The sequence below is a fragment of the Streptomyces sp. NPDC034103 genome (genome assembly GCF_055575395.1).
In genome coordinates, this window is sequence record NZ_JBVISS010000023.1 from 63,149 (window position 1) to 75,461 (window position 12,313).

17 protein-coding genes and 1 tRNA gene are annotated in these 12,313 nt (G+C 69.2%); 2 read left to right on the top strand and 16 right to left on the bottom strand.

The genetic code is table 11. The features are described from left to right. Window positions 1-10: 10 nt before the first annotated feature. Window positions 11-816, top strand: a protein-coding gene (locus ACZ56U_RS37595) for an IS5 family transposase (RefSeq protein WP_469088429.1) whose coding sequence is annotated in 2 segments (ribosomal slippage) — window positions 11-356 and window positions 356-816 — 807 coding nt in all. Because the reading frame shifts where the segments join, the coding sequence is not laid out codon by codon here. A gap of 299 nt (window positions 817-1,115) precedes the next feature. Here the strand turns inward: ACZ56U_RS37595 and ACZ56U_RS37600 are convergent. The 9 genes from ACZ56U_RS37600 to ACZ56U_RS37640 all read right to left on the bottom strand — a co-directional run bounded on the left by ACZ56U_RS37600 (window position 1,116) and on the right by ACZ56U_RS37640 (window position 5,024). Then, window positions 1,116-1,355: a hypothetical protein gene (locus ACZ56U_RS37600; RefSeq protein ID WP_469088430.1), complete on the bottom strand. Its 240-nt coding sequence runs from the start codon at window positions 1,353-1,355 to the stop codon at window positions 1,116-1,118. Between the two features lie 61 nt (window positions 1,356-1,416). Further along, the gene (locus ACZ56U_RS37605) at window positions 1,417-1,758 is read right to left on the bottom strand and encodes a hypothetical protein (protein ID WP_469088431.1); all 342 of its coding nucleotides are present in this window, start codon (window positions 1,756-1,758) and stop codon (window positions 1,417-1,419) included. Between the two features lie 125 nt (window positions 1,759-1,883). Then, window positions 1,884-2,762, bottom strand: coding sequence for a hypothetical protein (locus tag ACZ56U_RS37610; protein WP_469088445.1), 879 nt, complete (start codon window positions 2,760-2,762; stop codon window positions 1,884-1,886). 98 nt (window positions 2,763-2,860) lie between these two features. Beyond that, window positions 2,861-3,004 (bottom strand): hypothetical protein, encoded by a 144-nt coding sequence (locus tag ACZ56U_RS37615; RefSeq protein WP_469088432.1) that lies wholly within the window; start codon window positions 3,002-3,004, stop codon window positions 2,861-2,863. 32 nt (window positions 3,005-3,036) lie between these two features. Further along, window positions 3,037-3,110 (bottom strand) — tRNA-Ile (locus tag ACZ56U_RS37620). Window positions 3,111-3,290: 180 nt separating this feature from the next. After that, a complete protein-coding gene (locus ACZ56U_RS37625; RefSeq protein WP_469088446.1) occupies window positions 3,291-3,902 on the bottom strand; it encodes a hypothetical protein in 612 nt (203 codons plus the stop codon). 10 nt (window positions 3,903-3,912) lie between these two features. Next, the gene (locus ACZ56U_RS37630) at window positions 3,913-4,164 is read right to left on the bottom strand and encodes a hypothetical protein (protein WP_469088433.1); all 252 of its coding nucleotides are present in this window, start codon (window positions 4,162-4,164) and stop codon (window positions 3,913-3,915) included. 52 nt (window positions 4,165-4,216) lie between these two features. Continuing rightward, on the bottom strand, window positions 4,217-4,588 hold the full coding sequence (locus ACZ56U_RS37635) for a hypothetical protein (RefSeq protein WP_469088434.1): 372 nt from the start codon (window positions 4,586-4,588) through the stop codon (window positions 4,217-4,219). 271 nt (window positions 4,589-4,859) lie between these two features. Further along, window positions 4,860-5,024 (bottom strand): hypothetical protein, encoded by a 165-nt coding sequence (locus ACZ56U_RS37640; RefSeq protein WP_469088435.1) that lies wholly within the window; start codon window positions 5,022-5,024, stop codon window positions 4,860-4,862. A gap of 258 nt (window positions 5,025-5,282) precedes the next feature. On the opposite strand from ACZ56U_RS37640, the gene ACZ56U_RS37645 reads away from it, so the two are divergent. Continuing rightward, entirely contained in the window at window positions 5,283-5,714 is a 432-nt protein-coding gene (locus ACZ56U_RS37645; RefSeq protein WP_469088436.1) for a hypothetical protein, read from the top strand. Here the strand turns inward: ACZ56U_RS37645 and ACZ56U_RS37650 are convergent. The 7 genes from ACZ56U_RS37650 to ACZ56U_RS37680 all read right to left on the bottom strand — a co-directional run bounded on the left by ACZ56U_RS37650 (window position 5,711) and on the right by ACZ56U_RS37680 (window position 11,726). Then, entirely contained in the window at window positions 5,711-6,172 is a 462-nt protein-coding gene (locus tag ACZ56U_RS37650; protein WP_469088448.1) for a hypothetical protein, read from the bottom strand. The genes ACZ56U_RS37645 and ACZ56U_RS37650 overlap by 4 nt on opposite strands. Beyond that, a complete protein-coding gene (locus ACZ56U_RS37655; RefSeq protein ID WP_469088437.1) occupies window positions 6,165-6,653 on the bottom strand; it encodes a hypothetical protein in 489 nt (162 codons plus the stop codon). The genes ACZ56U_RS37650 and ACZ56U_RS37655 overlap by 8 nt, the downstream gene beginning before the upstream one ends. Window positions 6,654-6,954: 301 nt before the next feature. Next, window positions 6,955-8,130 (bottom strand): DUF932 domain-containing protein, encoded by a 1,176-nt coding sequence (locus ACZ56U_RS37660; RefSeq protein WP_469088438.1) that lies wholly within the window; start codon window positions 8,128-8,130, stop codon window positions 6,955-6,957. 457 nt (window positions 8,131-8,587) lie between these two features. Further along, window positions 8,588-9,223, bottom strand: a complete 636-nt coding sequence (locus ACZ56U_RS37665; RefSeq protein ID WP_469088439.1) for a hypothetical protein — start codon at window positions 9,221-9,223, stop codon at window positions 8,588-8,590. A 117-nt stretch (window positions 9,224-9,340) separates the two neighbouring features. After that, a complete protein-coding gene (locus tag ACZ56U_RS37670) occupies window positions 9,341-9,898 on the bottom strand; it encodes a hypothetical protein (protein ID WP_469088440.1) in 558 nt (185 codons plus the stop codon). A gap of 66 nt (window positions 9,899-9,964) precedes the next feature. Then, window positions 9,965-10,336, bottom strand: a complete 372-nt coding sequence (locus tag ACZ56U_RS37675) for a hypothetical protein (protein WP_469088441.1) — start codon at window positions 10,334-10,336, stop codon at window positions 9,965-9,967. 886 nt (window positions 10,337-11,222) lie between these two features. Then, window positions 11,223-11,726, bottom strand: a complete 504-nt coding sequence (locus ACZ56U_RS37680; RefSeq protein ID WP_469088442.1) for a hypothetical protein — start codon at window positions 11,724-11,726, stop codon at window positions 11,223-11,225. Window positions 11,727-12,313 lie beyond the last annotated feature (587 nt).

Sequence of the window (12,313 nt, forward strand, 5' to 3'; positions counted from 1 at the left end):
GCGACGGGGCATGGGGATTGTTGACCGGCTGGTGCCGGATGAGCTGTGGGAGCTGTTCCAGCGGGTGGTGCCGGAGGCGCCATTACGGCCTCAGCGTGGTGGCCGGCGTCGGCATGGCGACCGGGAGGTTCTGGCGGCGATCGTGTTCGTTGCCACGTCGGGCTGCACGTGGCAACAGCTGCCAACAGCGTCTTTCGGGCTGTCCGGGGCAACAGCCCACCGGCGGTTCAGCGAGTGGTCGAAGGCTCGGGTGTGGGCCAAGCTCCACCGCGTGGTGCTCGACGAGCTCGGTGCCCGAGGTGAGTTGGACTGGTCCCGCTGCGCGATCGACTCAGTGAATATGCGGGCCCTGAAAAGGGGGACCTGGCAGGTCCGAATCCTGTCGATCGAGGCAAGTACGGCTCGAAGATCCACTTGATCACCGAACGGACCGGTCTACCCATCTCTGTCGGTATCTCGGGCGCGAACCTGCACGACAGCCAGGCCCTGATCCCCTTGGTCAAGGGCATCCCTCCGATCCGCTCCCGCCGTGGACGCCGACGGCGCAAGCCAGGAAAGCTCCACGCGGACAAGGGCTACGACTACCCCCACCTGCGTCGATGGTTACGTGGATGCGGCATTACCCACCGCATCGCCCGCAGAGGCATCGAGAACTCCCAACGACTGGGCCGCCACCGCTGGACCATCGAACGCACCATGGCCTGGCTCGCCGGCTGCCGCCGACTCCACCGACGCTACGAACGCAAAGCCGACCACTTCCTCGCCTTCACCAGCATCGCCTGCACCCTCATCTGCTTTCGCAAACTCACCAAATGAGATGACGTCTAAACCGTAGTCTCTCGCGGGTCGGGGCAGCCGTCTTGAGCTTGCCGGCTCGCGCGGGTGTCCTTCCGTGGCTCGGCGGTGAGGGGCCCGTACGGCGGGGTGCTGGCCCCGCCGCAGAACCAGCAGCATCAATAATGATGTCGTTGAGGGTTGAGTGAGCCCAGCCCTGACCTGCGGGTTTGCCGTCAGTTGCGGTCTCGGCGGGGCGGTAGCGGGAAGGTGCGCCGGGGGTCCGTGCAGTCGTGCGCGTGGGCAGCAACTCCGGGGCTGGGCGGGGGCGTTCGAGGCGGTCAGCCCCTGGGTAGCGGCCTGTGGGCGGAGAAGACGTAGTGGCCCAGTTCGCGCAGCATGCCGGCGATGTCGTCCACAGCGGCGGGGTCGTGGTCGGCCTGGCGGGTGTATGCCTCGATCTCGTTGTTCCAGGCGAACCCCTGGGCGGCCAGGGACTGTTCGGTGAGGGGCGTGAGGTCGTCGGAGGACTGCGGGGCGGCGACGAGTCCGTGAGCGGGGTCGGGTACGACGAGGAACACCGGGTCTCCTTCCGGGCGGGCCGCCCCGGTCGGGGCGGCCCACGGCCAGGGCGGACGGGGGTCAGCGGGTGACAGTGACGGTGTGATCGGCGTCCAGAACGGCGAGCGCGGCACGGATGGACGCGCGGGTTTCCGCGCTCGGGGAGTAGGGGAAGTCCAGGGCGAGCATGGCGTCGTCCAGGTCGGCGTCGGTCAACGGCGGCGTGCATCCGCTGCGGTAGAGGGCGACGGCGGTCGCGGTGGCGACGCGGACGCGGTTGTAGGCGATGGCCTCCCCGGCCGTGACGTCGGTGCCGAGCGCTTCACGCGCGGTGGGCGGCAGTTCCGCGATCCCGGCGGCGAACCGGCGGGCGGGGATTCGAAGACGTGCCGGCCGCAGGGCACGGCGCAGTGTTTGCAGCATGGCAACTCCTGGACTGGGGGCGGGGGCGTCGCCTGGTGAATGACGTGAGGGGTGGCGGCATCCCCTCACTCACTACTAATAATAGTGTAAATATATGGGGGTGAACCCGCTCCTGACCTGCTCGTTTACGGTGTGCCTGGGGCCTCTCCGTGCCGGTGGGGAGGTGGCGTGGCGTCCGGCCCGAGGTCCGGCGGGACGCAGTAGTCGACGCCGGACTCCGGGGAGACGAGGCCGCCGGAATCGGTGTCCGTGCAGTAGGCGTCGAAGACCTCGCCCGCGGTGAGGGGTTCGAAGTCTCCCCTGCGCAGTCGCCAGCCGTAGACCTGGTCCGGGGCGCTCGGGGTGGTGGTGCGCATGACGAGGCCGCCCGGGCTGCCGGTCGCCAGACCGAGGGCGAGGACCGTGGTGAATTCGAGGGCCTCGGCCTCGTCGAGCTGGCTCGCGCCGTCGGGGTCCGTATCCGCGTGCAGGACGGCGTCCAGGGTTTCGGGTGCCGACGAGACGCTGCAGACCAGGTGCCGTTGGCCCGGTCGGGCCGCCTCGAGGATGCGGGCCACCAAGCCCGAGGCCCGCGCGAAGGCCGCTCGGCCGATGTCCTCGCCGCAGCAGGGGCAGGCGCCGATCCGGGCCAGAAGAGTGGAGGCGTATTCCCAGGTGGCCTGACGGACGGCCTCCTGGACCAGGTCAGGGATCAGGTCGGCCAGGGTCCCGCCATCGTAGGGAAGGGCCGGGCCCGTGGTGGCGAGTTCGGCGGTGAAGCGGGCGCGGCTGGCCGGGCTATCGGGGTCGATACCGGTGTCCGCGCAGAAAGCGGCGTACTCCTCGGGGTCGAAGAGGGCAACCGTGGTGTGGGCACCCTGGGACGCGCGGCTGCTGAGAAGGTCTTCGACCGCTGTCAGGTAGGTCGCGAAGTCGGCGAAGACGAAGGTGCGGTAGTGCCGCATGGCACGGAAGTCCCGTTCATCGGTGAGCAGGCCGACGATGCCGGCGACTTCGCGGCGCAGGGCGCGGCGCGTGGTCTGGCGGTCGGTGCGCGCCCTGTCTCCCGCGCGCGATCCAGCGGCGTGGGGCTCGTTCCGGCCGGGGGGCTGAGGTGTGTGGGTCACGTGCACGCCTTTCTCGTGGGCGGGCTGAAGGGATTCGTCCTGGGTGTCCGGAAGGCGGTGGGGCTCCAGATCGCGGCCAGGACGGCAGACACCACGTCGGCGCGCGTCTCGGGCTTCTCGGTGACTTCGGTGCGGGTCATCACAACTCCAGTCCTGGGGGACGGCGTTGCAGTAGTGCTGGTGGGACTCGAACCCACGGCCTCAGGACTTATAAGATCCGCGCTCTGCCAGCTGAGCTACAGCACCTGGCGTGCGGTTGTGGGGGCCGTGCCCTTCGGCCCGGTCGGGCGGGGGTGCGGCCTCGTTCTGCGGGCCGGGCCGGGCAGCGAGGGTCTGCGGCGCCGGGGCGGGAACCGGAGGACAACCCCCGACAAGTGATAATAGTGTCATTGGGTTGAGGGGGAACCCACCCCTGACGTGCGCTTCTTACTCCTGCGTTGCCTGGGCGAACGCGACCAGCATGGAGATCATGGAGCTGGGGCGCCCGGACGCTTCGGCCTGCACCTCCGCACCGTTGGCGCCGATGAGCACGGTGACGCTGTCGACCTGGACGGGGCCATGCTCACCGGGCGGCCTGGTGTCGTGCTGCCAGATGATTCGGGTGTGTCGGTACTGCTCCTCGATCCGGGCCCCGGGCAGTTGGCCGGCTACGGCTTCGGCCACGGCGCGGCGGCTGCTCTCCTCCGCCTCCTGTCGTGCGGCGAGTTCGGCGGCCTGCTGCGCGGCCTCCGCGTGCAGGGGATACAGCCGCCGGGTGATCTCGCGGGCCACATGGCGGGGGCTGCGGGCTGTGACCCCGATCGACGGCGCGATCATTTTGGTCTCGTCCGGCAGTGCGGCGTAGATCTTCAGCCGGTCGGGGCGGCGGTCGTCGGGCTGGCACAAGCGCAGGGCGCGGCCGTCTCCGTCAATGATGAGCCGTCCCGGACCGCGCTCGTAGTGGGCGAGTTCGGCCGTACGGCAGTGCGTACCCAACTCGCGCGCCACCTCGGCGGCGAACGCGTCCAACTGGTCCTGGATGGTCAACTCCTGCGGCATGGCCACTTCTTCACTCCTTCGGATGGCTGGTGGGCGTGGTCGGGGCGTGGCTCCTGGCGCCCTGGTCGCGGAGCTCGGCGTCACGGCGGGCGTCTTCGGCGATGCAGCCGGTGTCGCACCACGGGCGGCACAGCTGGCCGGGAGGTGCGCCGCACGCCTCGCACCGGTCGTCGAAGTCCTCCGGGCGCCAGGTGCGCAGCTGGCCGCTCACGCGCGGAGCTTTCGGGGTGATGGCCAGGCCGAAATGGCGTCCGACGGGCATGGGTTCTCCCTCCGCGGGGGCGGTGGGCAGTATGAGCGGTCTGCCGGGCCGGTCAGGGGGCGGTGGTCCACAGCGGCAGGCCGGTGGAGGTGCGGGCGCTGATGCCCGGGCGCACGGGGGTGTCGCGGTAGTCGGACACCTTCACATAGCCGCCCCGCTGGGTGTCGACGCGGACCGGGGCGCCCTCCCATTCCCACTGCTCGATGAGTTCCGCGGGGAGGTTTTCGACATCGTCGGCCTCCACCTGTACGGCCCAGGCGGTCAGCTCCTCGCCGTACTCCTGCCTCCACTGCTTCAGCACGGTGAAGAGGTGGGCGAAGTCGTCGACCAGGGCAAGGGCGCGTGCCTTGCCGGGTGCGGGGTCCTCGGCGTAGGTGGGTGCGTCGGGGCGGGTGCGCTCACCGAGGCTCATCAGCCAACGCATGATCAGAACATCTCCCTCGTCGGGCGGGCGGGCGGGTGGTCTCGGTCTCGGGTGCGGGGTAGGAGTCAGGGGCCGTCAGGGGCGCCCGGACGCCTCGGACTTGGGGTAGCGGTAGAGGAAGCGCGCGGCCCATGCGCGGCTGGTGAAGCCGGGGCGCCGCCGCCGGGACAGTTCGTGACGCCCCCTCCTTGACATCTAATAATAGTGTCTATTGGGAGGATGTGAACCCACCCCTGACCCCCGCTCTCCTCCGGACGTCAGACAGTGCCGGTCAGGCACGGGCTGGGCCGCGCGGGCGCCTGCGCTGCTGGGCACGCAGGGAGGCGGCCTCACTGTGGGCGCGCTGGGCGCGCTCGCGCTCTTCCCCGGCCACGTCGACGTAGTAGGGGGCCCACCACCGCTCGACGGCGATGGTGCGGGCCAATGAATGGGGCAACACCGGGTGGGGAGGTCTGCCAGGATCAGCAGCAGCACCGGGTGCGGGGAAGCCAGGAACCCGTGGGCGACGGTCCACCAGGCGGCCACGGCGGCACGGAGTGCGGGTTGGGCGGCGCGGGCTTCGCCCTCCAGGCGAGCGGCCTCGGCTTGGTGGGAGGCGGACCAGGTGAGGAAGCGCAGTAGGCCGAGGGGGTGCCCCGATGTCTTTGGTCAAGCTGGTGGGGCGGGGGTTCGGGGCGTCTGGAACGATGTGTCCGTGCATGCTGATGATCAGGTTGGCGAGGGCGTACCTGCGGAGCTCGCGGCATTCCTGCGGAGTGCGGTCGACGCTCGCCCGGTGAAGATCGCTCCTTCCGTGTGTGCGGGGTGCGGCGGCCGCGTGTTCTTCGTGCTGGTCAACGCGTCCGGAGCGGAACGGGAGTGTTCTGGCTGCGGGAGCCGTGCGTTCATCGCGGACAGCGAGGAGTACTGGAACGAGGAGTCCTGGGAGGACGACGAGCCTGGTGCGGCCGGCTGCCCGTGTGGAAGCGAGGAGTTCGAGGCTGCAGTCGCGTTCTCGCTCGGCAACGACGGATTGGTCCGCTGGGTGAGCGTGGGTCTGCGGTGCATCAACGACGGTTTCTGCGGGGTCTATGCCGACTGGAAGATCGACTACGGACCGACGGATCACCTTCTGACCATGGTCTAGGTCGGCCAGGCGATGGCAGGGACGGGCTGTGGTTCGCAGAAGGTCCCGTCCCTGAGCATCGCGAAGAGGACGTCGACCCGGCGTCTGGCGGGGCAGAGCAGGGCCCGGGTGTGGTGCTTGCCCTGGGCGGCCCGTACCTCCGACCCGCACGTGTGGATGCCTGCGTCGGTGGTCGTGGCGACCAGGACGGCGTCACGCACGGTGCTGTTGTCCAGTGCGAACGTCAGGAGTACGAAGAACCGCACGTACTCCTCGGCGGAGTGATCCCCGCGACACGAGCCTAGCTCGACGGTCACGGACAGGTCAGCGCTTACCTCCGTGCCGTCCGCGCGCTGGGCGTTGAGGTGCAGCTCGTGACTCCCCTCACCGAGGGCCGGGAGCAACGCGGTCAGCGCGTGCAGGGCGCGTCCCATGGCGGACGCCGTGGCGGCGTTGTCGGGCCGGGGGAACTCAGGCATGCGGGGCCTCCTCGTCGGAGTCGGGGAGCTGGAGGAGAACGGGGGCGGGGCAGACCGCGCGTTCGACGGCGGCTATGTCGGGGCACGGAGTGACGGCGGCCTGGAGGGCGTCTGTGTCCATGGGGTGCAGCCACCCGTCCCGTATGGACCAGCCGCACGCGCGGGGGTGGGGCTCGGCGGCCGTGGTGGCGACCAGGACGGCGCTGCGCATCGTGCTGCCCTCGAGCGCGAACACCAGCAGCATGCGCAGGGCGCAGAACTCGTCTTCGTCCAGGACGGCCAGACGCAGCGGCTCCATGCCGATGGAGAGATCGGTACGGCCCGCGACGAACGCGCGGTCGGTCCGCTGAGCCACGAGGTTCAGCGTGTGCTCACCGTCTCCGAGTGCCTGGACCACGGCGGACAGGGCGGTCAGGGTGCGGCCCATGGCGGCCGCGATGGCGTCGTCGCCGGGGTGGGTGACCTCCGGGCGTGCAGACATGAGAACTCCTCACGGGGCGGGGCGAAACGGGGCGGTGGGCGGTGGGCGCCGGAGGCCGGCCGTGCTGCGCCCCTGGGCACAGCGGATGCTCTGGCGTGCGGTCGGCTGCGCCGACGCGTCGCGCTGCCGCTACGCGCCAGAGGCGGGACGGGGCGGGTGCGCTCTGCGCTCCCTGCGGGGCCGGGCCGCGCGCTCCGCGCTCTCGGATCGGTCGGGCCGTGTGGATCGGTCGGGCCCGTGCGGATCGGTCGGGCCCGTGCGGGCCGGGCTGGGGGAGGTGCCCGGCTCGCACGGGGGTCTGTCAGCCGTGCGCGGCGGCGGCCGTGAGGGCGGGTACCGCGAGCGCTTCCAGTGCGGCGGCCTGGTCGGCGTCGGTGAGGGTCTGCGCGGTCGATGTGACTGCCTGCATCACGCCCCCGGCCGTCATCTGCCCGCCCCGGATGAAGTGGGACAGGATGCGGTCCTTCGTCTCGGTGCCGATGCTGAGCGACTTGGTGACGTACTCGATGGTCTTCGTCGGCTCGTCCAGCGTCTTGCCGGCGGCGGCCTCCATCTCATGGACCTTCGCCTCGACGTACTCGCGTGACAGGAAGGTGCGTACGGCGTCGGTGGTCTTGGAAGTGATCAGCTCCAGCGTCTTGCGCTGGGTCTGGCCGGACCAGTTCACAACGCCCTCGTCCTGCTTGCCTCCGAGGTGCACGGCGCGCATGACGTCCTTGGTCTGGGTCAGGCCGTTGCGGCAGACCTGGATGACCGCGCGCGGGGTGATGGTGTACGCCCCCGCGCCCACCTCGCTGTTGGTGATGACGAACCCTGCCGAGATCATCGGGAGTTCGTCACCGCTGCGTCCGTCGAACGGGGAGCGGTAGCCGCGCAGCAGGTTACGGGCCTGGACCGCGACCGCTTCGGACTCGACGCGCACGTACATGCGCCGGTCGGTGAGGTCGCATCCCGTGATCCGGGTGGGGTGCCCGGACTTCTGCACTCCGTCCAGGGCGGCGAGCAGCATGTCAAGGTTGTCCATCAGCTTGTAGCTGTCGGACAGCAGCGCGCGGGCCACCCCCTCGCCGGGCATGCCGGGGCCGTTCTCGCTCCGGAACGCGCGGAGCAGGAAACGGCGCTCCGGACCCTCACGAAGCCACCCGTTGACGTTCTCGTCCAGCAGCGGGACGTTTTCCGCGCGCATGCGGCGCACGTAGGCCAGCGGGATGCGGAGCTTGTCAGAGATCCCCTCGTCGGCAACGACCGTGGGGCGGTAGATGCCGTCGACGACCGTCACGCCGCTGTCCGTGATCTGCGACTCGACGCCGTCTACGTGCACGTTGCCCTCACGCATCCGCAGCGCGGACGCGGGAGCGATGACATCCAGCTTCCGGCGCTGCCCGTCCTCCAGGATGCGGACCAGGTCGGAGGCGTCGGCGTTGCGGGCACCGGTGGGGGCGACGTTCGTAGCGCGCTCGGCGAACTGCTGAGTCATGCGGTTTTCCCCTTCGCTGTTGGTCTCTGCGGGGTCGGGGGTGGGGCCACCACCCCCCCGAACAACGTAAATAATAGTGTGGTTAGCGGGTGTGTGAACCCCCTGAACTGGCGGTTCGGGTCTCGGCGGGCGCTGACCAGGGCAGCGGTGGGCATGCCTCCTGTACCCGGGCGGCCTCGGTGCACCTGTCCGTCGGCGGGGCGGTGGACTTCAACGCCGGCGCAGGCTGGGCAGGGGCGGTGAGCGTCGGCCCCTGGATGTCCGGGCGCTTCTGCTGCACTCTCGACCCCGGTTACTGCGGCCCGCGGCTCGGCTACTTGATGTGCGTCTCGCCGCCCCGCATCTGCGGGCGGGAAGTACGGATGCCGGGGCGGAGAGTCATCGGCCCGTGCGTCTGGCGGGGGTGCCGCGCCCTGCCGAGGAGGGGAAACAGGGCGCGGCGGCTCGGGTGTTGCTGTTACGCGGGCTTCGGCGGCTTGTGGCCCGTCACGGTCATGCCGGGGTCCCCCGGGGCCTTCGCCTCCGTGGCGTTGGCCTCAGCCGTGAGAGCTTCCTGGATCAAGGCGTCCAGGGCGTAGCCGATGCGTCGCCTGGCCCCCGTTCCCATGCAGCAGCCCTCTTGGTCGATCCGATCGAAGACCGCTTTCCTGGCCGGGCTGAGGGGCTTGATGCCGGGAACGACTCCGGCATCGATTGCCTGCTGCCTGAAGTTGGCCCAGACGCTGCACCAGCCGTTGGTCTCCGCCAGGTCATCGAGTTCGTCGACCGTGGCGGGGAGGAGGGCCAGGATGCGCTGAGCCTCTCCCCGGTATCCCGCGCAGTTCTCCGCGATCCACTTCACGAGCGGATCGCTGGACGCCTTGAGGGCACCCCAGGCGGCCTCCTGGGCGTCTGTGTAGGTGGCGTAGGTCTTGCGGACCTCCTCGCTGTAGGCGTCGGCCTGGCGCCGACACTCCTCGCCGTAGCCGTACCGCTCCGGGTACTTCTCGTCCGCCGCGTCCACGGCTGCGTTCCGGGCCGCACTGGCCGCTTCGATGCTCTCGACGTACTTCTGCACCTCCGGCAGCATCCGCCGGGCTCCCTGCTCTGCCACTTGTCGCTTCCCCTTCGACGTTGGGTTCCGCGGGGCCGGGGGCGGGGTCACCACCCCCGAACAACTCTCATAATAGTGTGTTTGGGGGGTGGGTGAACCCACCCCCGACCTGCACACTTAGAACAGCCTGCGGTACTCCGGAAGCGGCGTCAGGCTCTGCCGCCGTACGTTCGAGACAGCGGTCACCGCAACCCCGCCGATCACCTCGCACAGGTCGTAGCGGACGCTGTGACCCCCGCTGACCGGACCTGCCTCCGCCCTGATCGCCTGTACCCAGTAGTCGCCGTGACGCCGTGTCACGCTGCCGTGGTACCTGACCCTCTGCCACAGCACCGGTCCGGCGTTGTGCGGGTCAAGACTCCGTGCTACGCCGATCACAAGCTGACTCGCCACCCGCGCGGACAACAACTGCACGAACGCGCGGTCAACCGTCGTCCGGTCGACCGGCACGTCCGCCATGGCCGGGCCGGTGTGACCGGTGCGCACACCCAGGGCCCACCCCAACTCAAAGAACGGCCGGACCATCTCAAACTGCTCGTGAGACACCCTCAAGGCGTCCGGGTCCCGCTCGCTGCGCGCCAACTCCCGCAGCGCATAACGCGCCTGCTCCTTCTCTGCGTCCGTCAGCGGCGCTCCGGCTTCCCGGGCCTGCTCTGGAATTCGCGTGCTCTCCATGGCGCTCCTTCTCCTTTTCGGTGATGCCGGAGGAGGGGACACCCCAAATCGGGGGCCCCGTGCGGACTACTTCAGGAACCCTTTCGACCGGAGGAAATCGGCCGCGATGTACGCGACTCCATGAGGCTTGTAGATCTGCGGGAATCGCCGCAACTCAACTTCCATGCGCCCTGCCGTGTCCGGCTCGATGAACTCCTGAACGAGGCGGTACGGCTCCTCACCGGTCGGCATTTCCAGGACGACCGGACCAGCGGCCTTCGTCTCGAACCGAATTCCGGTGTAGTTCCGGTCGGAGTTGTGCACGATCGTCACCCCTGCCCGCACGCACAGCAGCGGCAACAGGTTCGCGATCGTGCGGGCACGAATCGCACGCTCGGTCATGGGAGCATCCGCGCCGCGCACCCCGCGCACGATCCCGTCACTGATCTGGAGTTCCACGTCTTTCCCCTTCGTCGATCCCTGGCGGTCCCCGGGGGTCGCCTCCCCAGGACTTCAAATAATAGTGTCTATAGCGTTCGGATGGAACCCTGTTGCGCTACGGGTTGCGCTGGAGGTTGCGCCAAGGTGTTGCGCTGGAGGTTGCGCACCGCCCTGGAGCCTCTCCACATCACCCCTGGCCACACCAACAACCAAGCCTGGTACGCCCGCTGACATCCCCCTCTGCACACCCCCACGCACCCCAGACGAGAAGAAGAAGGGAAAGGGAAGGGCGGGGACGGGTAGGGAGCACATCGGAGGATCGGGGCGCCGTCCCCCTCTGCTTGCGCGTCGGCGGGGCCTCCGCGCTCGGGCGCCGGACACAGCCGACGCAGCACGCCGGGTGTGAGGGCAGGGGGGCATGGCCGGCACCCGGCCCCTACGATAGAAGGTGCTTCGAGAGAGGCGCTGCTGGCGGGGAGTTCCGGCACGGGTTTGCCGACCCACCGGATCTGCCGTACCCCGCCAGCAGACAGACCCCAGCAACATAATGGGGCGCAGCGAAATACGGCACCAATAAAGGCGCTGCACATTTCCCGCTCTACTTCGAGAATACTTTTGCGCGCGGTCTGCTCCGCAGACGCGACGCGCCGCCGCTACGCGGCGGATACGCCCCCGGGGCGCTCCGCACCCCGGCAGGGTCAGCGGTGGCATCGCTACGCGATGCACGACGGAGGGGCGGCCCGCTGATGCGGGCCGCCCCTCCTGGATTTCTACGACGCTCCGCGTCGTTGTGGGTGGGGGTGCCGGGGTCCCTTGACCGGCACCCCCACCCGCCCTGCTCCGTCCGGCGGTCCACGGAGCGGGGCGCGGGCCAGGTCGCCACCCCGGCCCGCCCCAGGGGCAGCTACAGGACGGTGTAGGCGATGGGCGGGTAGACCGCCTCACCCTCGTCTTCGTCGCTGCCGTGCAGCCCGAAAGCGTCCAGGAACACGGCCGGTTCGCGGTCGCCGATCAACTCGGCGGCCTCAGATGCGGTGCACTCGCTGAGCGTGCAGTACGCCAGGTGCCAGGCCCGGATGACGCACGCCGCGCCCTCCTCACCCCCCGAGGGGCTACGCAGGTACAACGTGCCGTAAGACAGCGGCTGCGCCAGCCCCACCATCAGCAAGAACGCCATGTTGTCCAGGTACTTGTCCTCGGCGCCGACGAGGTCTTCCGGGCCACCGTCACCCTTCACGGCCAGCGGGAGCGCCGCGCACAGCGGCTTGTCCTCGCCGTCCATGGTCACGCCCAGCCGCACCACGTGCTCGCCCGGCGCCAGCTGGCCCATCAGACGGGCCAGCACCGCGTAGGCCTCCTCACGAGCTTCCGCGATCCGGGCCGGAGAAATCGGCTTCAGTTTCGCCATTTCGCTACTCCTTCATTTGCTTCGAGAGTTCCACCCGGTGAAGTTGCCGCCTCACCGAACGCAGTAATTCTATTACGGCCCCAGGCCCATCGGAATAGAGCGATCGGAGCAAGTAGGGGCGGAATTAGGACAGTTACCGTTCGTGACTCTCAAGCGGGCTCAGAGGGCATGCCAAGCGAGCCCAGAATGGAACCAGTACGCGAAATGACGCACCATGCAAGGAGACTGACTTAACGTCAATACTGGACCCCAAAGTTAGGAAGAGGGAGTGTCCCTTAGTCCCAGAACTCATCCAGTAAGCAACTTTGACGCACAGTCCGGTGTCGTGAGGATTGCGCCCCTCCACCCAACCCACACAAGAGGGCGCGCCCTTCTGTAGCCAGCTGTCTTTCGGCATGCCCGGAGGGCATGCCGAGTCTCGTACAGGACTGCGGAGCAGGCCGGTACGAGACGCATCTGACCGGAGGTCAGATGCCCGGATCACGGAGTGATTCGGCAGGCGGAACGGAGTTCCGCCCCTTCCCGGGCGAAGCCCGGGACCCGCCGCGTAGCGGCGGCGCGTCGTGTCTGCGGAGCAGACCGCGCGC